The sequence below is a fragment of the Candidatus Hydrothermales bacterium genome, from assembly GCA_039630235.1.
Classification (GTDB): domain Bacteria; phylum Hydrothermota; class Hydrothermia; order Hydrothermales; family JAJRUZ01; genus JBCNVI01.
Genome location: JBCNVI010000001.1, coordinates 479,916 through 500,554, shown reverse-complemented (window position 1 = coordinate 500,554; position 20,639 = coordinate 479,916). Strand labels below are relative to the sequence as shown.

The 20,639-nt window shown below is 31.7% G+C and carries 21 protein-coding genes; 20 read left to right on the top strand and 1 reads right to left on the bottom strand.

Annotated elements, in window-relative coordinates; all coding sequences use genetic code 11:
- The 10 genes from ABDH49_02420 to ABDH49_02375 form a co-directional block, all read left to right on the top strand.
- On the top strand, positions 1-202 hold a 202-nt coding region (locus ABDH49_02420), incomplete at its 5' end, for a hypothetical protein (GenBank protein ID MEN3045833.1).
- A complete protein-coding gene (locus ABDH49_02415) occupies positions 159-407 on the top strand; it encodes a nuclease domain-containing protein (protein MEN3045832.1) in 249 nt (82 codons plus the stop codon). The genes ABDH49_02420 and ABDH49_02415, both read left to right, overlap by 44 nt.
- A 187-nt stretch (positions 408-594) precedes the next feature.
- On the top strand, positions 595-1,143 hold the full coding sequence (locus ABDH49_02410; GenBank protein MEN3045831.1) for a hypothetical protein: 549 nt from the start codon (positions 595-597) through the stop codon (positions 1,141-1,143).
- A gap of 23 nt (positions 1,144-1,166) precedes the next feature.
- Positions 1,167-2,777: a hypothetical protein gene (locus tag ABDH49_02405; protein ID MEN3045830.1), complete on the top strand. Its 1,611-nt coding sequence runs from the start codon at positions 1,167-1,169 to the stop codon at positions 2,775-2,777.
- An 88-nt stretch (positions 2,778-2,865) separates the two neighbouring features.
- On the top strand, positions 2,866-3,150 hold the full coding sequence (locus ABDH49_02400) for a hypothetical protein (protein MEN3045829.1): 285 nt from the start codon (positions 2,866-2,868) through the stop codon (positions 3,148-3,150).
- 110 nt (positions 3,151-3,260) lie between these two features.
- Positions 3,261-3,461 (top strand): hypothetical protein, encoded by a 201-nt coding sequence (locus ABDH49_02395; protein ID MEN3045828.1) that lies wholly within the window; start codon positions 3,261-3,263, stop codon positions 3,459-3,461.
- A gap of 22 nt (positions 3,462-3,483) precedes the next feature.
- Positions 3,484-3,711, top strand: coding sequence for a hypothetical protein (locus tag ABDH49_02390; GenBank protein MEN3045827.1), 228 nt, complete (start codon positions 3,484-3,486; stop codon positions 3,709-3,711).
- The gene (locus tag ABDH49_02385) at positions 3,708-3,974 is read left to right on the top strand and encodes a hypothetical protein (protein MEN3045826.1); all 267 of its coding nucleotides are present in this window, start codon (positions 3,708-3,710) and stop codon (positions 3,972-3,974) included. Before ABDH49_02390 ends, ABDH49_02385 begins: the two co-directional genes overlap by 4 nt.
- 419 nt (positions 3,975-4,393) lie before the next feature.
- The gene (locus tag ABDH49_02380) at positions 4,394-5,650 is read left to right on the top strand and encodes a hypothetical protein (protein ID MEN3045825.1); all 1,257 of its coding nucleotides are present in this window, start codon (positions 4,394-4,396) and stop codon (positions 5,648-5,650) included.
- A 53-nt stretch (positions 5,651-5,703) separates the two neighbouring features.
- Positions 5,704-9,774, top strand: coding sequence for an acyl-CoA dehydratase activase (locus tag ABDH49_02375; GenBank protein ID MEN3045824.1), 4,071 nt, complete (start codon positions 5,704-5,706; stop codon positions 9,772-9,774).
- Here the strand turns inward: ABDH49_02375 and ABDH49_02370 are convergent.
- A complete protein-coding gene (locus tag ABDH49_02370) occupies positions 9,761-10,735 on the bottom strand; it encodes a D-cysteine desulfhydrase family protein (GenBank protein MEN3045823.1) in 975 nt (324 codons plus the stop codon). The two genes, ABDH49_02375 and ABDH49_02370, sit on opposite strands and share 14 nt — an antisense overlap.
- 192 nt (positions 10,736-10,927) lie before the next feature.
- Here ABDH49_02370 and ABDH49_02365 point away from each other — a divergent pair, with 192 nt between their 5' ends.
- From ABDH49_02365 to ABDH49_02320, 10 genes are all read left to right on the top strand, one after another.
- Entirely contained in the window at positions 10,928-12,592 is a 1,665-nt protein-coding gene (locus ABDH49_02365; protein MEN3045822.1) for an ammonia-forming cytochrome c nitrite reductase subunit c552, read from the top strand.
- Positions 12,593-12,747: 155 nt separating this feature from the next.
- On the top strand, positions 12,748-13,014 hold the full coding sequence (locus ABDH49_02360; GenBank protein ID MEN3045821.1) for a hypothetical protein: 267 nt from the start codon (positions 12,748-12,750) through the stop codon (positions 13,012-13,014).
- Positions 13,015-13,355: 341 nt separating this feature from the next.
- Positions 13,356-13,562 carry a hypothetical protein gene (locus ABDH49_02355; GenBank protein ID MEN3045820.1) on the top strand — a complete coding sequence of 69 codons (207 nt, stop codon included), beginning with the start codon at positions 13,356-13,358 and terminating at the stop codon, positions 13,560-13,562.
- 41 nt (positions 13,563-13,603) lie between these two features.
- Complete coding sequence (locus tag ABDH49_02350) at positions 13,604-13,792, top strand: DUF1175 family protein (GenBank protein ID MEN3045819.1); 189 nt, start codon at positions 13,604-13,606, stop codon at positions 13,790-13,792.
- A gap of 115 nt (positions 13,793-13,907) precedes the next feature.
- A complete protein-coding gene (locus ABDH49_02345; GenBank protein MEN3045818.1) occupies positions 13,908-14,216 on the top strand; it encodes a hypothetical protein in 309 nt (102 codons plus the stop codon).
- A 138-nt stretch (positions 14,217-14,354) separates the two neighbouring features.
- A complete protein-coding gene (locus ABDH49_02340; protein MEN3045817.1) occupies positions 14,355-15,389 on the top strand; it encodes an MG2 domain-containing protein in 1,035 nt (344 codons plus the stop codon).
- Positions 15,386-15,616, top strand: a complete 231-nt coding sequence (locus ABDH49_02335) for a hypothetical protein (protein ID MEN3045816.1) — start codon at positions 15,386-15,388, stop codon at positions 15,614-15,616. Before ABDH49_02340 ends, ABDH49_02335 begins: the two co-directional genes overlap by 4 nt.
- Positions 15,603-18,182: an alpha-2-macroglobulin family protein gene (locus ABDH49_02330; protein ID MEN3045815.1), complete on the top strand. Its 2,580-nt coding sequence runs from the start codon at positions 15,603-15,605 to the stop codon at positions 18,180-18,182. The genes ABDH49_02335 and ABDH49_02330 overlap by 14 nt, the downstream gene beginning before the upstream one ends.
- Positions 18,175-19,071 carry a penicillin-binding transpeptidase domain-containing protein gene (locus ABDH49_02325; protein ID MEN3045814.1) on the top strand — a complete coding sequence of 299 codons (897 nt, stop codon included), beginning with the start codon at positions 18,175-18,177 and terminating at the stop codon, positions 19,069-19,071. Before ABDH49_02330 ends, ABDH49_02325 begins: the two co-directional genes overlap by 8 nt.
- Entirely contained in the window at positions 19,064-20,596 is a 1,533-nt protein-coding gene (locus ABDH49_02320; GenBank protein MEN3045813.1) for a SpoIID/LytB domain-containing protein, read from the top strand. The genes ABDH49_02325 and ABDH49_02320 overlap by 8 nt, the downstream gene beginning before the upstream one ends.
- Positions 20,597-20,639: the final 43 nt, after the last annotated feature.

Sequence of the window (20,639 nt, the reverse complement as noted above, 5' to 3'; positions counted from 1 at the left end):
TGCATTAGAACTTTTTCATTTATTAAAAACCTGGGGATTTATAGAAGAAAATAAAAAGATTTGCATAAAAAGTAAAGAAGAAATTCCAGAAACATTAGAATTAAGAGTTAATTTAAAAAACAATTTTAAATTTATATACCAAAAGGAATATAGATTCGGTGAGAAAAAACTATCCTTATACTCCTTTGAGATTAAAACCTGATTTTGTAATTTGTGATCAAAATGAAAAACCACTCATAATTCTTGATGCAAAATTTTCCTTTGATATAGAAGAAGATGATGAAAATGAAGAAATGGAAGGAATAGATAAAGAAGCACCCCCTATATTCAAACCAAAATTCTCAAATATAATTAAAATGCATGCTTATAAAGACTCTTTAAAGGCATTAACAGCAATCGTACTCTAACCCCGCAGAAAAAAAAGAGGAAAATGAAAGATATTATTCAGAAGATGGGAAAGAGGAAAAATATCTTTAGAAAAGTTAATAAAAAAATTAATAAATAATGAAATTGAGGAATTAATAAAAATTAAAGGAATTGGTTGGTTACCATTTTTACCAAAATCAAAAGTTTAAGTTAAAAAGGAGGTAAAAAATGAAAAGAGAAGAAGAAATATTAAAAAATGTGGAAAAATTTATAGAAAAATTAAAAGAGTTAAAAGGAAAATATCATAAAGAATATGAAAAAGAAAAAGAGGAATTGAGGAAATGCTATGAGAAAATAAGAGAATTTTATATAGAAATGCCAGAAAAGAGCAAACGTGAGACTAAATGGCAAGAAAAAGGCATTTGCAGGAAATGTGAAAAATATTTAATAGGCACAAGAAGAGAATTTTTTGACTACGAAAAATCACAAATTGAAGAAGTGTTGAATACTATTAAAGATGAGAAAGAATTTAAAGATGAAAAAGAACTTAAAGAATATTTCGATTTTGTTAGTAAAACGATTAAGAAAGGAGTAGCTGGAACAGCTTTATCTTTTTTGGCGTTCTTGAGGGATAGATCTGCAGCATTTCATCTGCATGACCAGATTAAAAAATATTTAGAGAAATATTTCAGGAAGACCCCTCATACAAATCATACAAAATATGGGGAACCTTTATACCATCTTCTGAGACCTTATCAAAATTTTTCTGGAAGATAAAAAGTTCTGGAGTGGTAGAAGACATGATAGAAGCAAGATATTATATGGTAAAATATCAAGAAGAAACTATTTTATTCAATTATTTTACCTCACATAAATTCTACTTTTCAGCCCATCAAATATCTTCTTCCTACACTGCTCTAAAAACAAAGGGATTTGTCATTCTTGCAGGACTCTCTGGAACAGGAAAAACAAAGATGGCACAGATTTTCGCTAATGGATTTCCAAAAATTGATAAAAAAATTAGAGAACTAATCGATAAATTTGCCCAAAAAGATAAAGAAATAACCTTTAGAGCAAACGATCTATTTAATAAATTTAAAGAAAAATATTATGAGAAAATTAAACTCAAGACTTTAACACTAGAAGAATGGCATTCTTCAGGTAGTGGTTTAGTATATGACCTTGAATTTGGTGAATATAAGGAGTTAGGAGGAATAGGCGGAGGCGCTGCAGAGAAATTTGGAATATATTGCAGTGAAAATGGGAAATACGTTATTGCTCCTCAACTAAAAGAACAGCTAGAAAGAGAAAGTATTGAAGATGCTTTTAAATATATTTTAGATGAACTAAATAAATTGATGTTATACGCTGAAAATAGGGAGCTCGAAAAAATTGAAAAGGAAATAAAAGTTTTCTGGCCGATAGTTAGGAGAAAATTTACCTATCTTTTTAACTCAGATCTTCTTATCCCTTGCTATACAGATGATGATTTAAAGAAAATACTTAAATTTTTTAAGTATGAATTTAAGAATTTTATCGATGCTCAAAAGAAACTAAAAGAAATTAAAGAAAAAATAATGCCATCAGTTTCTAATCAAACATTTGCTAATTTTATCTACAGTGAAGATGGACTGAAAAAATTTTGGGATAAAGAAGAAATAGAACCTGTTGACTTAAGAAAAACTTGCTTTTTCCTTCCTGTCCAACCCGACTGGAAAGATTTAAAATCACTACTTGGATACTATAATCCAATAATGAATAGATTTGAAGAACCAACACACTTCCTAAGATTTATTTTAGAGGCAATTATAGACTATAAAGAAAATAGAAATAGAGCATTACCATATTTTGTAATACCTGATGAAATGAATCTTGCAAGAGTTGAGTATTATTTTGCTGAATTTTTAAGCGTTCTTGAAAGTGGAAGAGACGAAGACGGCTTTACTAAAGAAGGAATTAAAATACAGATTTCAGGTAAAGATATTGATAAACAAAAAGAAGAACAAAAGGGACTGTCTGAACTTTTAGAAAAGGCAGGTTACAACCCAAGGGAAAATGTAATAGATTTGAAGTTTCCACCAAATTTATACTTTATCGGAACTATAAATATTGACGAAACAACCTTTATGTTCTCACCAAAGGTTTTAGATAGAGCATTCGTAATTGAATTTAAGGAAGTTGATTTTGATGAATATAAAGAAAATCTGGAAAAAGAAGGAGAATTAATGACGGAAGTTAGTGAAATAGTCAAAGATGATTTCATATCAAATGGTGAATTTTTAAGGGCATATGCAGACAAAAATAAGATAAAAGAAGCAATAGAGGAGTTTCCCTATTTTGAAAGTTTAAAAAATTTATCTCAAATAACTTTAGCCCTACGGTCTTCACTTTGGCTATCGTGTTTTAGATGAAATTGCACTGTTTTATAAAAATGCAGTAGAAGCTGATGAAAAGAAAATAGTTTTCTTTGAAGATGAAATAGTTGACCTTGCTATTTTAATGAAAGTTCTTCTCAAATTCCACGGAAATAGAGCTAAACTCGAAGAACCACTTTTAAAGGTACTTTATTGGTGTAAATATTTCGAAGAGGAAGAAAAAATAAAAAATATACCAGAAAAAAGAGAAGATATAGTAAAAGAAATTTTTGGAGAAGGCGGAATATCTTCTGAGAAGATTTTAAATAAATTAAAGAATCCAGACGAATTCTTCCTTACTCACACAGCAAGAAAAGTTTTAGAAATGCTATATAAACTCTATACAGATGGTTATGCAAGCTATCTATGATCAAAAAGATGGATAACAAAATAGCTTTAAAAAAAGTAAAAAATGTGTAGATCGAAGTTACGTGCAGTAAAGGATTTAAGCCTCCTCTTGTTTATACAACTCCTGACGAAATGCCAAAAAATCTAAAAGAATATGGCGAAAAAATAAAAGAGTTATTAGAAAAAAATAATATTCCTGTTGAGGAAACAGTTAAATGGAAGACAGATCCTATCGCTCCTAAGTATGAGGTACCTCTAAAAGAGGCAATTTCTTCCGTTGAGTTAGAGAGATTAGCAGAAGAGAGATATTTTTTTCTGTTTTTCTATAGGTGATTGGATAGAGATTACAATCCCAATGTGTTTTCCTGGTGAGAAAAGGGAACTTGCCTCTCTTTTAAAAGACGGAGATATCAGTGTCAGGTTACCACAGCACCTAAATTTTCTTCTTCTTGAGCAAAAGATGCAAGACTTATTTAATCAATTTGTGGAATATTTTAAAAACGTCCGTAAAAATAATATAGTAGGACTAGACAATTTGGTAGTTACTGTAACTCCTAAGATATACCAAATGGAAAAAGAGTGAGTGAGATTTTTAAAGAGGTAAAAAATTTCATTAAGGAAAATGAGAGTCTTAAGGAGCACTCATCTATTAAGTCTCTTTTATCTAAAAGGGGAGAATTAGATTTTTCTAAGTGGTGTTTTCATGATGATGGATGGATTGTGCTTAAAAATAAAACTCTCAACTTTATTTCAACTGAAAAATTAAAACTTTATAGGGGCAAAGTGAAAGAGGAAAAATTTCTGTGGTTTGAATATCTTGAAAATAGGCTTTTTGAGAAGAGATAGGAAAGTAATAAAGATAAATGAATAAAAAAGCGACATCTACACAAAGAAAATTTATAAAAAGTGGACGAGCTACTCCTAACATAGCTTTGTCTCCCTTAGGATAGAGCCTTAATCCTAGATAATAAGAAAAGTAGCAATTGTAAATAGTTATTTTCTAAAAGATAGGACAATAATGTACTTGCTAACCTGTTCTGATACTATTTCTGTTAAAAGAAAAATTTTAAATCTTGATCATCAATAAAGAACCCGAATAAAGTGAGAGGCAGAGTGTAGTATCCCTAAATCGAACACCTTTGCGAGTTCTTTTTTGGTTTCTCATTTATGTAATCCCATTTAAAAAATAATTTTTGTTCGTAAAAAGACTTTATTTATAATAAGTTAACTTGGTTTGATTTAAGTAAAAATGGAGTTGACCGAAAATGTACAATTTAGTCTTACTCCTTTTTATCCTTCTTGATAAGTCAAGTGTAAAAGTTCATTTCTCAAAAAATTATCTTTTTTATAATTTATACGTCACAAGAGAGACTGAATTTGAAATATACAACCCCTTTTATTTTAGCTTAAGAGAATTCTTGTATTTTAAGAAATTTAAAAGTAGAGTCACACCATATTATATGAGATATGATTGGGATATAGGAATATACAAAAACTTTCAAAAGTACTACATTAAGCTATTTTTTGCTCATGTCTGCAACCATGGACTTGATATTGAGGGAAAAGACAAAAGGCAATGGAATCAAATAGGATTTAAATTTGTTCTTGAAGAAAAAAACTACTACCTATTAAACTCTATAGGCTATGTGGCCTCACCCTTCGGACCAAAAAGAATCCACAATAACTATAACTGGATTTTTTCACACAACTTTACCTTTAAAAAAGATTATAAAAGGTTCTCAATAATTTTCCAGCTCGACCTTACCGGCTTTTTTACATTGAAATCCTTGTTGTATGAAAACAATTTAGCAATTTATTTTCAAAAGAGTGATTTTTACCTTGGAACAGGTAGGGAAGTTAAATATGGTCTTTTAGGAAAAAATGATGAAAAATTCGTTTTTCAAAATATTTTTTTAGGTATGTTAAAAAAAATTGATGAACTTTATTTTTTATATGGCTACTTTTTCAAAAATCCTAAACATAGTTTTTTTTCACAAGCTCTTGTAAAATATGAAATTTTAAAGAATGTAAAAATTTTGTTAGACGTAGCAACAATTAGTTTCCCAAGATTACAAAGACCAAGATTTGATGACTTTAAAGTAGGCAAAGAAATTAAACTCAAAAACTTAAAAATTTGCCTTTATCACAGAGAAAGAAAAGACGACAATCTATTTGACGGTAAAACAGAAAAATATAAAAAAATTACAGTTAGCCTTTTACCTTTATCCCTCGGATTCTCCTTTGATAGAAAACACTACCCCTTTTATTTCTACGCACACTTTAAAATCAAAAAGAATCTCTATAAAAATAGAGTATTCAATGTCGAAAATAGCTCCAACATAACTTTATTAATTGGAAAAAAAGAAAGAGGTTTTATCTTTGAAGGGGGTCCGGCCGTTCATACAGGTGAAAGTAAAAGGCTTGGAATTTCATATATGATTAAAATAAGCACTGAAAACATTTTCTACAGTTACGGTTTTGTCGAAAACAGAATCTTTATATTTATGGACCTTTTTAAATGAATTTATTAATAGACTTGAAAAAGATAAAAAGAAAGTTGTAAACTTCAAATAAGATGAAAAGAACTGGGATTGACATCGGTAACTTATACTTAAAAGCTGTAAAAATAGAAGATAACAGGATAAAAGAAAAGTTGATGGTTTTCCATCAGAAAGAAGTAGTACCCATCCTAAAGGAATTTCTGAATGATGAAGACTCTTACGTAGGATTTACAGGCTCTTTCATAAAAGAGTATCCTCAAAATTTCCCTTACTTTGATGAAGTTAAATCACTCATATCTTCTGTTAAAAAACTTTATCCCTCTGTAAAGTACATCTTTGATATAGGAGCAAACTCCTCAAAAATTATAGAGATTGATGAAAAGGGGAATCTAAAAAATATTTACAAAAACTACTTATGTGCTGCAGGAACCGGAACATTCTTTGACCAACAGATAAAAAGACTTTCCCTTTCATATGAAGAAATTGAAAATTGGGATATACCTATAAACAATGTCCCACCAATAGCTTCAAGATGTACAGTCTTTGCAAAAACAGACTTAATTAATAGACAACAGGAAGGATACTCAAAAAGGGAAATATGGGCAGGCCTGTGCAAGAGCCTAAGTAAAGGAATTTTAAACTCCCTCTTAAAGGGAAAAAAGATAGACGGCAAATTAATACTCGCCGGTGGCCTATCAAAAAACAAATTTTTCGTTAATTATTTAAAAGAAGAGCTAAAGGACTTTTTAGTTGAAAGTGAACTATCCCCATTTCTGGGTGCAATAGGCGCAGCTTTTCTATCCGATGTAAAATTTAGTAAGGACCTTATTCTTCATTTAGAAAACTCCCTAAAAGAGAAAAAGCAAACAAAAATAGTTAGAGCTCCTCAACTTTCACTTTTAAAAAGTAAGCCAGTAGAAAAAATAAAATCTTACGAAGAAGAAATTGACGGTGTTGAAGTAAGAATTTATGACGTAAAGGAAAATGACGAGTTAAACGTTTACTTTGGAATAGATATAGGATCTACAAGCACAAAGTGTGTATTGATGGATGAAAATTACAGAATTCTAATTGATCTTTACACAAGAACAAAAGGCGAACCTATAAAAGCTACAAAAAAGATCCTTGAAACTATACAGAAAATTAAAGATAGATTTAATTTAAAAATAAATGTTATAGGATGTGGAACAACTGGCTCTGGCAGGAAAATTGTAGGTGAGTTTTTAGGAGCCGATGTAATAGTTAATGAAATAACAGCACATGCTAAAGGCGCTCTAAAAGTTTATGAGGATGCAGAAGTTATATTTGAAATAGGAGGACAAGATTCTAAATACATAAGACTCAAAAATGGAAAAGTTTACGAGTGCAACATGAATTACATCTGTTCAGCAGGAACTGGCTCTTTTATAGAAGAAGAGGCAAACAAATTGGGATTTAACGTTAAAGAATTGGGAGATGTGCTAAAAGATATTTCCCCACCCCAAATAGGTGAAAGATGCACAGTGTTTATGGATCAAGATATTGAAAAACTACTTTCCTTAGGATTCTCTAAGGAAGAAGTTATGGGTGCCTGTATATATTCAGTTGTTTATAATTATCTAAACAAAGTTGTTGGAAAAAAGTATATCCCAGAAGGAAAGATAATCTTTCAAGGGGCAACTGCGAGAAACAAAGCCCTTGTTGCCGCTTTTGAAAGAGTATGTAACAGAGAAATCGTTGTCTCTCCCTACGCACACATAATGGGCGCCTATGGAACCGCAATTATTTTAAAAGAAGAATTAAAAGGCAAAACTAAATTTAAGGGCTTTGAAGTAAAAGATGAAGAAGAAAAAATATGGTATGAAAATTGTAATTTATGTGAAAATAAATGCAAGATAACATATTTAAAAAGTAAAGATGAAGTTGTTTCTTTTGGCTATCAATGCGGAAGGGAGCCGGATGATAATAGGAAAAGGGAAAGAGAAGAAATTACACTTTTTAATTTTTATAAAACTGAAGTTTTTAAACTCTCTCAATCTAAAAACAATCTAAAAGTATATATTCCGAGAATTTTATCTTCTTATACTTTGTTCCCCCTTTACAAAACTTTCCTTGAAAACTTAGGATATAGAGTTTTAGTTTCTAAATATCCTGATAGAGAAAGTATTGAAAAAGGCAAAAAGTTATCTTCTGCTGAGTTCTGCTTGCCTGTAAAGGTTGCCTTTGGACTTATTTCAGAATTAGTTGATAAAAAAGATGCCCTAATATTTTTACCTTGGGTAATAAATTATCCTTCAAAGGATAAAGGTTATAATTATTTTTGCCCCTATGTAGAGGCAAGCGCAGGCTACATTTTATCAACTCTTAAATATAAAGGCGTAGAAGAAGAAAAATTCTTAACACCAGTTTTTGACTTTCTGTTTCCACAGAATTTATTTAAGTATTTTGAGAAGTTAGATATTAACAAAAATAAGGTAAAAAAAGCTTTTGAGGAGGGTATAAAGGCTCAAAGGGCTTTTGAAGAGAAAATTAAAGAGGAAAGAGAAAAGATTTTAAAAGAAATTGAAGATAAAGACAAAAAGTTTATCGTTCTTTTTGGTAGACCTTATATAATATATTGTGATAGCCTAAATCTCTTAATCCCGCTGAAATTCGCAAACTTTGGCTTAAAGGTTATTCCTTGGAACTTCCTTGTGAGAGGAGAGAGTGAAATTTCAATAAAGAATATGTACTGGTTTTATGGAAAGAGAGTAATCGAAGTTGCGGAGTTCATAAAGGATAAAGAAAACCTTTTCCCTGTCTATCTTTCCTGTTTCTCCTGTGGACCTGACTCTTTCTTGCTCTCCTATCTTGAAGAAATCTTTAAAGATAAGCCCTTTTTAATACTTGAACTTGATGAGCATGGAGGTGAAGCGGTATTTCAAACAAGACTCGAAGCCTTTTACGATGTGATAAGAGAATATAAACCAAGTAAAAAGACCTTTTATATTTCAAGAGAAACTGAAAAGAAAGATATATATTCAAGAACAATATGGATTCCCTCTATGCATCCAGAGGGTGCACGTCTTTTTGCTGCAAGTTTTAGAAGGTTTGGACTTGATGCGAAGGCTCTTCCCTTATCTAACGAAGAACATCTAAATACGGGAAAGAAGTTTTTAAGAGGTTCTGAGTGTCTTCCCTGTGCGCTTACTCTTGGAACATTTATCTGTGAAGTTAAGAAAGAAGAAAATGGTAAACATACACTATTTATGCCAACCTCAAGTGGTCCATGCAGGTTCGGTCAATATGCAAATCTACATAAGATCATATTTGAAAGAGAAAAAATGAACGTGGAGATACTCTCACCAAATTCATACAATGCCTATGAAGGTTTACCCAAAGAATTAAGAAAATTTTTATGGACTACAATCTTAATATTTGATTCGCTCCTAAAGGCAAGAAATAGAATAAGGCCTTATGAGAAAAATAAAGGAAAAACAGATAGAGTTTATTTTGATTCAGTGGACAAGATGGAAAAGATAATTGAAAGTGGAAAAGATCCTTATTTGGGTCTGGAGGAGTGTTTTAATAACTTTTCAAAAATAGAAAGAGAGAATGTTAAGAAGCCTCTTGTGGGTGTAGTGGGGGAAATATATGTAAGGTTAGATCCATTTTCAAATGATGATGTTATCCGAGCTATTGAGAGATGCTCCTGTGAAGCTTGGCTTTCACCTGTCTCAGAGTGGATATGGTATACTGATTTTACTGCGCGATGGAGAGCCAAAAATAACGGGAATTTAAAAGAATATCTAATTACACTTCTGAAGAATAGATTCTTTAGGGGGGTTGAAGAAAAGATCTATGAGATAACGAAAAATGTGATAGGAGATAGAAAAGAGCCGGAAATTGAGGAAATTATGAAAAAAGTAGAGGGGGTTATTCCCTGGAATTTTGGGACTGAGGCGCCATTAACTATTGGAAGGGCGATTATTTTTAAAGAGCAGGGGGCAAAAGCAGTTGTAAATGTTTCTCCCTTTACTTGTATGCCTGGAAATATCTCACAAGCCTTCTCTCACTACGTTTCCTCTATAATAAACATACCCTTTATAAATATTTTCTACGATGGACAAAAGGGTAGTAACGAAGACCTCGAGATATTTTTAAGAAATCTTGTTACGTCTGAGTAAGCTCTCTGTTATAAGCAAATATACTGAAAATTCCACCTGTATGTAAAAACAAAATCCTTTTAAATTTTTTTGATTCATTAAGCATACCATAAAAAGCTTTACCCGTATAAACAGGATCTAAGATTATTCCGTAATTTTCAGAAATTTTCTTAATCAATTCAATTTCTTCTTTGTAAGGGATTCCGTATCCTTCGCCAATATATCCGTCTATAAGTTCAATATCGGACGGAGATATTTCTATTGGTAAATTATATTTTTTAATTGCCTTTTCGCATATATCTTCTATTTTTCCCTTAAAGAATTTAATAGAGTCGCAGACAATGATGCCGATAATTCTTACGTCTAATTTAAGTAATTTTTTACCAATTAAAAGGCCTGCGTAAGTTCCGCCTGAGCCAACCGCTAAATATATAGCTTCAATTTTTTCTTCTTTAATAAATTTTTTCATCTCATCCATACACTCAACATATCCAAGACAACCTACCTCATTTGAAGCACCCTCTGGAATTATATAAGGTTTTTTATCTTTCTTTTTTAAATCTTCTGCAACTTCTTCAAGTATTTCATTTATCCTTTCTTTGTAATCCTCATAACTTACGTACTTTATTTTTGCCCCAAAGAGGTGATCTAAAAGTAAGTTTCCCTGATATTCTTTAGGTTCTCCTCTTAAAACGAGGTGGACTTCAAAGCCTTCTTTTTTTCCTGCATAGGCAGTAGCTCTACAGTGGTTTGATTGTAGTGCACCGCATGTAATCAAAGTATCACAATTTTTTTGTTTTGCATCAAAAATGGCATATTCAAGTTTCCTTATTTTATTTCCAGAAGTTATAAGACCTGTATAATCGTCCCTTTTTATATATATGCTTGCGTGATGAGGAAACTCTTTAAGTAGCTCTATCGGCGTTGGTTTCCATGCAAGATCTATCTTTTTAACCTTTAATTTTTCGACTACTTCTTCCATAGTTCTTAATTATACTTATGTAGTTTTTAAAAAGGCAATAACGTTACTATTTCAGATTAAAGAATCCTTGTTTAGAGAAATTTCTCTGAAAAAAGAGTTACTTGAACACTAAGGGTTTAAGAAAATATCTTTTCTCTATTTTTTTTCCAGAAAGTTTGATTTAATTCTAAAAGGATGAAATATAATACAATTATGAAAGGTTTAAATTATAAACAGTTACTCTTTGTTTTATTAGTTTTTGTCTCATTAATATTTATAGGTTTGAGCCAAAGCCCTCCACGGGAAAAAAAAGAAAGCTCTATAAATTTTGAGAAGGTAAATGTAGAAACCTGTTATGAATGTCATGAGGAGATTAAGGAATTTCATGTAGCCGGAAAGCATAAAAAAGTAAATTGTGGAATTTGTCATGGAAATTTAAAAGAACATACTGAAGATCCTACTGAGAAAAGATCCATAACAAGACTTGAGCATTCAGTATGTGGAAGTTGCCACAAAGACCAATATGAGTCCTTTGTGTCTGCAAACTTTCACTCTCTTCCCAAAGTAGAAAAAGCAACAACAACAAGTAGATCCCCACTTTTTGATAACCTTTTAAGACCTCACGGTTTTACAAGAGAGCATGCAGAACCAAGAAGTCATATCTTTGCCTTAGTTGATCATCTGCTTGTTGATAGGGCTTATGGAGGAAGATTTCAGTTAAAGGATTTAAGCAAAATTGCTGATGCAAAGGCTGCAGAGAAAAGTGCATGGGAAGTTTTAATCGACCTTGATCCACAGGACAATAAACAAAAAATTTTCCCGCCCTATACTCCAAGAACAGCCGCAACTGCTGCAAACCCTGCCTGCCTCAGTTGTAAAACTACTGACCTTATACTTAAATGGGCCTATCTCGGTGATAAACATCCAAGTGCTAAATGGGACAGAACATCACCAGTAGTGGATGTAGCAAGAGATACAAGACTTACCTTTTCCTGTGTGCACTGCCACGATCCCCATAGTGCTGAACCAAGAATAGTAAGAGATGCACTAATTGAGGCAATTGTTGACAGAGGTAAAGGAACTTACCCCTATGATCCTGAAAAAAGCCAAAAAATCAAGGTTAAAAAAGTTGTCTTTAGAGACTTTAGAGCAATTGGAATCCTTAATAAATCTGAATCCACTATCATGTGCGCACAGTGTCATGTTGAATATAACTGCAATCCCCTTTTAGACGTAAAAACAAGATCACCCATTGGTCTGCAAGATAGAAGGACAAACCTATTCCCTTGGGTTAGCATTTTTGACTATGACACTTTTGTTGAAGCGAGAGGCTATAGAGACTTTGAACATGAGGTAACTTCTGCACTTCTCTCAAAGATTCAACATCCTGAAGTAGAAACCTACTGGAACAGTGTACATGAAAGGGCAGGTGTAACCTGTGCTGATTGTCATATGCCTAAAGTGAAAAATTCTAAAGGTAAAGTTTATACCTTCCATGGTCAAAGAAGTGTAAAGTATTTGCCAGGTGGAACAGAGGTTTGTGTCAAATGTCACAAAGACTATACTCCTGAACAGGCTGAATATATAATTCATGGAATTCAGAATTACATAAGAGGTAAAATGAGAAAAGCGGAATTTTGGATTTCTAAACTTATAGAAACTTATGCTTTGGCAAAAGCTGTAGGTGTATCTGAAGAAGTTTTAGCTAAAGCAAGGGAGTTACACACAAAGGCTCATACCATGTGGGAATGGTGGACTGCAGAAAATTCTGATGGCTTCCATAATCCTGAACTTGCTAAAGCCTCTCTTCTTAAGGCAATACAGTATGCCTCAGAAGGAGTAGTCCTCTTAGAAAAGGCAATAAGAGAGAAAAAGTAAAATTTTTATGTAATAATAAGTGAAACCCTTTTACTTCTTTATGCCTAACAACTATAAAGTGAATCTTTATATGTAGGTGTAAAATTCACAATTTAGAGTGTCTTTGACCTTGCTCTTGTTGAAGGATATGATTTTCACCAACAAACACAGGTAATGTGATGCTTTCACCAGATGATACAATTGATTATGGAACAAGGACACCTGGTGTGTATATTGCTGGTTCTACAAGTGGAACATATGCACTTAAATTATCAGAAGTTTCAATTAATATAGGTCAAACATGGTATCTAAGGACAAGAGGAGTTGGAGATTTTCAATCATGTACTTACACTGTTTTTCTTTCAAATCTTGCCTGTATATTGGATGGTGATTCTGATCAGCAAATCTGGGGGTTTCTTTTACGATCTCCTATGTTCAAGTAGTAGGTGGAAGAATTTCTAAACAGCTTATGATATAGACTTAAGATTAAATATTCCGTGGCAAGCTACCGTTGCAACAAATTATAGAATTCGAATAGGTTCTTACTAAATCAGGGTCAATTTTAACTGATGAAGTTGGTTTTAGAGCATGATACTTTTTCAAAAGAAGTTGATATTAGTTTAAGTAAGAGGATAGAATTTGAGATTGAAACTTTTAGGATTAATGATGAAGAGAAGATTATCGCTTAAAATTTTACTGAGTGAAAAAATTTCAGGAATTAATTTTCCTGTCCAAATTAAAGATGAAAAAGTGATTTACAAAAAATTTTAAATTTTTAAAAATAGTGATTTTAGTCTTTTACTTAGCTTTAGGTATAAATAGTGAGAGAGAAATTTTGAGGAAAAAGTTTGTGGAAAATCTTATAGACATATTTATAAAAAAAGACACTAGCATTTTGGATTGTGCTCATTTTATCAGGACAGCCCTTTTAAAAGCTTTATCAGACTTAAAGGATTTAAGGTTAAATGTTAACAAGAAAGCTCTTTTTTAGTTAAAGAAAAAGAGAATTTTATCTATTCTTCCTTTGCTGATGTGGAAAATTTAATTTTATACAATACTATCTTTCTTGGAAAAAATGAAGAGAAGATAGATTTAAAATCTGGGGACATTTTGGCCTATTATAATCCAAGACAAAGATTTCCCTATCACTCAATGATTTACATAAAAGAAAACGGTGAGGGATACTTAATATATCATACAGGTCCGATTGATAAAATTTAATCAAATTTTTAAGCATCCTGATCTCATATGGCTACCAGCCTCTTCAAACGAAAACTTTTTAGGTTTCTTTAGATTTAAATTTTTTGCAGAATAGTTTTTAGTAGTTTATGATTTAGTGATTTTAAAAGGAAGTAAAAATCATGGTTATAAATCTTCTGTTTATTTATTATCTCAGTTTAGAAAGTTCAATTTTTTGGAGGGAGAAAAACCCAGAATCTACATAAGTGGATACATAAAAGGTACGGCAGTTTTAAGAGTTTATAAAGTTCAGGATGGTTATGAGTTTTTTAAAAACTCAAGCTCCCTACCTTCTCCTATATTATTAGAAGAGGGCGAAACCTTTAATATTTTTGAGAGTATTGAAGAAAGTATAAAAGAAACAAGGAAAAAAATTAGAAAAAGAGAACCTAAAATTCCCCCCTAAGAGATTATGAATTAATCGAAGAACGGATAGAAAACTTTTGACTCGCCTGGACTTGGATAAGTAAAGATATTGAGATAAACGTTTACAAAAAGGGAGTATAATATAGTAGAACTTTCAAATGCTCACTCAAGAAGATTAGTGCCCCTTATAGTGACTGATATCGGATTTGTAACAAAACGAGATGATAAAAATTTTCATCTTTTTGCTCAAAACCTCCTTACATCCGAATCCTTAAAGGGAGCAAAGGTATGTTTAAAATTAAAGGAAAAGATATTAATAGAGGGAAAAACTGACGAAAAAGGAATTTTCCGCTTTGAAACAAAAGAGCAAAATCCAACTAATTTTCAAATTATTCTTTATCATAACGGAAGTATAGCACTTTCAGAATCTTACGCTCCCTGGGTAAAGTTTTCTCCTGAAAGAGTTTACATCTATACAGATAGACCACTCTATAGATCAAACGATAAAGTTTATTTCAAAATAGTCGCAGGAATACTAAATGGAGGAAACTACATTTCCTATAAAGGATCTTTAAGAGTAAAAATTTTAAATCCAAGAAATAATGTTTTATTCGACAAAGAATTAAAAACAAATGAACTTGGAACATGCTATGATTCGCTTATTCTACCTGAAAATGCAACTCTTGGAACTTATAGAATAAACGTAAATATTAAACATAAGGAGTTCTCACAAATATTTGAAGTTCAAGAATACAAAAAACCTGAATTCTCGGTAAAACTTGAGGTAGAACCAAAGGTTGTGTTAGAGGGTGAAAAGGTGAGAATAAAAGTGAAAAGTGATTACTTTTTCGGTGCACCTTTCTCCCACGGTAAAGTTAAATTAAAAATTTCAAGAAGACCTCTATACTTTTATTACCATGGTGGAGTCTATGAAGAAAAATGGGCCCAAGAATTTTTGGAAGAAATAAGTGGTAATTTAAATGAAGAGGGTGAATGGATTTATGAATATAAAGTACCTAAGACTGGTGACTATTATACTTACATAGTCGATGCCAGTGTTGAAGATGAAAGTGGTATTGAACAAAGAGGAAAGGGATCTTTTAGAGCAGGAAGGAGTAAGTATTTTACTTCTTTAAGAACTGATAAATACTTTTATTTAAAGGGAGAAGAAATCCAAATCTATGTCTCTGTTGTAGATCTTGAAAAGTCTTGATCGCTAATAGTATTAATGTCTACGTAGCTGAAAGAGGTTATGCCTTTGAATATGGGGAAAATAGGCTTCAAATTATAACTGATAAGGAGGAATATAGTCCCGGCGAAAATTTAAAGGCAATTATATTCTCACCGGTTGAAACAGGATACCTATTTTATACAGTCGAAACTAACAAAATCGAAGACGTAAATATTGTAAAAATCGAAAAAAAATATGGGAACAGTTGAACTTAAAATTAAGGAAAACTACTCACCAAACTTCTTTATCCACGTCCTAAGAAATAGTAGACAAGGCTTTTATCATGAAGAAAAGGATATAAAAGTAAAATATGAAAAAAACAAATTGAATATAGCTTTTGAACTTGATAAAAGTAAGTACTTGCCACGGGATAAAGCTAAGATTAAGATAAAGGTGACTGATACAGAGGGAAAGCCGAAGGAAGCAGAAATTTCGGTTTTTATAGTTGATGAAGCTTTACTTTTGCTCCAGACTCCCTTCGAAGAAAACATCTTTTCTTTCTTTTATCCGAAAAGAGAAATTTACACAACCTATAACTCCTCAGTAAATTGGCGGTTTTATAGCTATAGGGGATACTGGATGGAAAGTAAACTTTCTTCATATCTTCCACTTTTAGCTAAAGAAAAAGACGAGGAATATCCAAGATTTGCAGTAAAGGGAATGGGTGAAGAAATGATGATAAGAAAGGAATTTAAAGACTTAGCCTTCTGTGCTTTGAGAGAAAATACAAATAAAGATGGTGAAGCAGAAATTGAAGTAAAACTCCCTGATAATTTAACAACTTGGAGAATAAGAGTAAAGGCCATAAGAGAAAATGAATTTGGAGAAGGAGAAGAGAAGTTTCTTGTTTCAAAGGACCTTCTTGCAAGACTTATTTTACCAAGATTTATAAGAGAAAGAGACACTGTTATAATAAAAGGAATAGTTCATAATTATCAAAACAAAAAAGATAATGTAAATCTTAAGCTTGAAGTAAAAAATATTGAACTTATCGGAAAAAATGAAGTAAAAATCGATGAAATCTTTCCAGGTAAAAGTAAAGCCTGTGATTTTAAAATATATGCAAAAAATCCTGGTACTGCAGAATTTACTTTAATTGCAAAAGGAGAGTCCTCTTATGATGCCTTAAATCTTAAAGTTCCGGTTTTATCACATGGTATGGAGAAAATTTTATCAATTTCAAATGTTCTTCTATATGGTAAAAGTGAAGCTGAATTTGAAATACCTGAGGAGATTGAGAATTTTTCTTCTGCTATTTATATTTCTCCCTCATATTCGAATGCATTTCTTTCTTCTTTAAAAGAACTGATCGGTTATCCTTACGGATGCGTTGAACAGACAATGAGTAGATTCTTACCTAATGTAGCTGTAAAGGATATAATAGAAAGAGCAGGTATAATAGACCCTTTATTTACACACGAACTACCAAAAATGATAGAAAAGGGACTTCAAAGGCTATATAACTTTCAGCATGCTGACGGTGGATGGAGATGGTGGGAAAATGACGAATCCCATCCATTTAATACTGCCTATGTTCTATATGGACTTGGACTTTTAAAAAGAACTGGATATAAGGTTAATGAGGAGGTAATACAAAGAGGCGTAGCAAAAATAAGGAAATTTTTAGGAAAAGAAGATTTGTCAGAGTGTGATAAAGCTTTTTTACTTTCTTTTTATGAAAACGTTAGAAAAGAAGATATAGAAAGGTATTTGAATGGAAAAATTGAAAGTCCCCTTATTTTATCTCTAGTCTCATTAATACTTTCAAAGGATAAAAGAGAAGGGGAGATTTACTTTTCAAAACTAAGAGAAAAAGAAGTAAGAATTAACGGAACATCCTGTTTTAAAGAGCCGGATTTAAAGACACGCTATGGAGCAACTTTTGCCGATCCCGTTTTTATAACTTCAAAGGCTCTTTTATCTAGTCTTTATTACACTCCAAGCGATGAACTTCCTACAAGACTATCTTTTTACCTTTTAAATGAAAGAATTGGATCGGTATGGCGCTCAACAATAGCTACATCTTCATCAATCATTTCTCTTGGTGAATATATGGAAAAAAGAGGACTATTTGATTTTAATCTCTCTCTAAATGTAAAGATAAACGATAAAAATTTTGGTAACTATATTTTGAAAAGAGAAAATATAAAAGAATATACTGCACCTAAGATCGTTCCGAGAGAGTTTTTGAAAAAGGGGAAAAATAAGATTATTCTTGAAAAATCTGTAAAGGGCGAAATCCTCTATTCTTTCTTTGTAAGATATTATTCAGCTGAAGAAAATATAGGAGCAGGCGGGGTAGAGTTTAGAGTTTCAAAAGAGATATGGAGGCTGCAGCCTATAAGAGAGGATAGGGAAATTATATATAAAAAGATACCATTTTATGGAAATGTCAAAAAGGGAAACTATCTATTTGTAAAAATAATAGTTTCAACTGATAAAACTATAGAATACTTCACGCTTGAAGATCCTCTTCCAGCTGGCTGTGAAGTTGAAAAAGAAAGGGAAAGGTTTTATATAGAGGATGAAAGTAGATATACAAGGAGTATTGATTATTATGATGGATGGCATTGGGACTGGATAGGAGAGGAAATTTGTGATGATAGGATCGCCTTCTTTAGGACAAGACTCGATCCAGGAACTTATGAATTTTCCTATATTTTAAGAGCTTATTTACCAGGAAGATACCACGTAATGCCTGCCAAAGCAAGTCTAATGTATTTCCCAGATATATCTGCTCATTCAGATGAGTACATAATCAAAATAGATGAGTAAAGTTTTTTTCTTATTTATCCTACTTTCCATAGAGGAAATAAAAAGGGAAATCGGTGACAGGGGTGCCTTTATAATTGTTGATATAAAATCGGGGAGAATAATTGATTATCACAACAAAGAATTATGTTTCTCAACACTTTTACCGCCAGGCTCACTTTTTAAGATCTTCACTACCATAGTTTTACTCGAAGAAGGTATAATTGATGAGAATTTTTATGTATACTGCAAGGGTGAAGAAATTTTAGAAATCGATAACGAGAAAACAAAAGTTAAATGCTGGATTAAAACTGGACATGGAAAACAAAACATAAAAGATGCAATAAAAAATTCATGTAACATATTTTTTGCAAGGGCTTCACTTTTAATAGAGCCCTATTTATTTGCGAAATATTTTGAAATTTTAGGACTTAATAGACTTTCCACATCTGATATAGGAGGTGAGGTTTTAAATGAAATAAGAGTGCCATTAAAGAAAAAAGATATGATAGATCTTGCTATTGGGGAGAGTGGATTTGTAAAAATGACGCTTTCATCGATGCTTTCTTTACTTTTATCGATTTCAAGGGATGGCCTTTTTATGCCGATGTGGCTAAAAGAAAAAAGCAACTTAGTCTATCCATTGGGAATTTATAGGTCATTGAGAATTTTAAAGGAAAGTTTAAGGGATGTATGTAGAGAGGGAGCAGGGATCAATGCAAATTATAAGGGTAAAATGGCTGGAAAAACGGGAGCACCAAAACATATAAATGGATGGAAAACACATGCAATATTTGCAAGATACTATCTCTATTATTATCCGGAAGTTGGAATAATAGTTTTCTTAAAAAATGGACAAGGTTCAAAGGATGCAGCTCCACTTGCTAAAAGTATATTAGAAAGCCTTGAATAATATAGCTATATTTTTGTTTTTGATACCTTTCGATCTAACAAAAGAAATCTCAGTTAGAGTTTTGTCAAAATACAAATTTAAGGAAATTCAGTTAGTCTCGGGAAATAGGAAATATTTTATTAAGATCTATAGGGGAGACAGTATAATTGTTAACAATTCCAAGAAAAAAGAACTTTTTGTAAGTTCAACTAAGCCGATTTTAATTAAGAATAAAAATTTTCAGAGAAGATACAGGGGAAAAATAAGAGTATATATTAGAGATCACGAATTATTTATAATAAACTATGTGAATCTAAGAGATTATTTAGCTTCAGTTATTGTGGCGGAAATAGGTAATTCTTTTTTTGAAGCTTTAAAGGCGCAGGCAGTGCTTTCAAGGACTCTTGCCCTATATAAAAGTAGACACGAAGGAGGAGATTACAATTTTTGTGATTTAACTCATTGTCAAGTTTATAGGGGTGTTGTTGATGAGTGCTATTTATCTAAAAAGGCGGTAGAAGAAACAGATGGTGAAGTTTTAACTTATAATGGAAAATTGATCGAGCCTTTTTACTCTGCTTGCTGCGGCGGTTACACCTCTTCACCTGAAGAGATATTTGAAAATGGCATCTTTTATTTAGAGTCTAAGCCCGATATTTTTTGCAGAAATAGTAGGCATAGTTTATGGATATATAAATTAGAGAAAAATAAAATTGGAGATTTAAGGATTCTTGAAAAGGGGGAAAGTGGGAGAGTAAAGAGGGTGCTTTTAAATGGGAGGGTGCTTTCAGGTTGGGATTTTAGAAATATGATTTCAAGGAAGTATGGATGGAATAGTATAAAGTCGAATTTTTTTGATTTAAGGGAGGAGAAAAAGTATTACGTTTTTGAGGGCAAAGGTCTTGGACATGGCCTTGGGATGTGTCAAGAGGGTGCAAAGTTTATGGCTCTTAAGGGCTTTAAATATACAGATATAATAAATTTTTATTTTAAAGATGTAAAGTTGGAGAAACTTAAATTTGAGTATGATGTATATAAAGATGAAAATTTTGTTTTTATTTCCACTGATGTTAAGAATTATTTGCCTTTTATAAGAAGTGCTTATTATAAGTTTAAGAAGTTGTGTGAAGAGAATGGAATAGAATATAGGGGTAATTTTGTAATAAAAGAGGTTACGAGTTACTCTGATTTTACAAAAAAAATAAAAGTTAAGCCTTTTTATGCGGGGTATTTAATGCACGATACGATTTTTCTTGCTCCATTTAATTTACTTAAAAAATACTCAATTATTGAGGAAATTTTGGTTCACGAATTTCTTCATGTTGCTTTATCGAGGTATAACCTAAAAAGAGAAATTGAAGAAGGAATTATTTATTTACTTAATCCTTATAGGTTAGAGAATGAGAATTTTAAAAATTTATGGAAATATAAGGCTGAAGTAGAATCAATCGAAAAATCTAAAAGAGCTATTCTTGATAGTTTAAAAAAGTATGGGAGTTTAAAAAATTTTATAAATAGAAGGGGGGCTATGAAGAAAAAGTTTTAATTTTTTTATTTCCGATTCTTATTTTCGTTGTGATACTAGTTTT

What these genes read in the sequence shown, in the direction of transcription:
- ABDH49_02325 (MEN3045814.1), top strand. Translation starts at nt 18,175, where the DNA reads ATGAGTAAAGTTTTTTTCTTATTTATCCTACTTTCCATAGAGGAAATA.
- ABDH49_02375 (MEN3045824.1), top strand. Translation starts at nt 5,704, where the DNA reads ATGAAAAGAACTGGGATTGACATCGGTAACTTATACTTAAAAGCTGTA.
- ABDH49_02395 (MEN3045828.1), top strand. Translation starts at nt 3,261, where the DNA reads ATGCCAAAAAATCTAAAAGAATATGGCGAAAAAATAAAAGAGTTATTA.
- ABDH49_02400 (MEN3045829.1), top strand. Translation starts at nt 2,866, where the DNA reads ATGAAAGTTCTTCTCAAATTCCACGGAAATAGAGCTAAACTCGAAGAA.
- ABDH49_02365 (MEN3045822.1), top strand. Translation starts at nt 10,928, where the DNA reads ATGAAAGGTTTAAATTATAAACAGTTACTCTTTGTTTTATTAGTTTTT.
- ABDH49_02370 (MEN3045823.1), bottom strand. Translation starts at nt 10,735, where the DNA reads ATGGAAGAAGTAGTCGAAAAATTAAAGGTTAAAAAGATAGATCTTGCA.
- ABDH49_02330 (MEN3045815.1), top strand. Translation starts at nt 15,603, where the DNA reads ATGGGAACAGTTGAACTTAAAATTAAGGAAAACTACTCACCAAACTTC.
- ABDH49_02380 (MEN3045825.1), top strand. Translation starts at nt 4,394, where the DNA reads ATGTACAATTTAGTCTTACTCCTTTTTATCCTTCTTGATAAGTCAAGT.
- ABDH49_02410 (MEN3045831.1), top strand. Translation starts at nt 595, where the DNA reads ATGAAAAGAGAAGAAGAAATATTAAAAAATGTGGAAAAATTTATAGAA.
- ABDH49_02405 (MEN3045830.1), top strand. Translation starts at nt 1,167, where the DNA reads ATGATAGAAGCAAGATATTATATGGTAAAATATCAAGAAGAAACTATT.
- ABDH49_02390 (MEN3045827.1), top strand. Translation starts at nt 3,484, where the DNA reads ATGTGTTTTCCTGGTGAGAAAAGGGAACTTGCCTCTCTTTTAAAAGAC.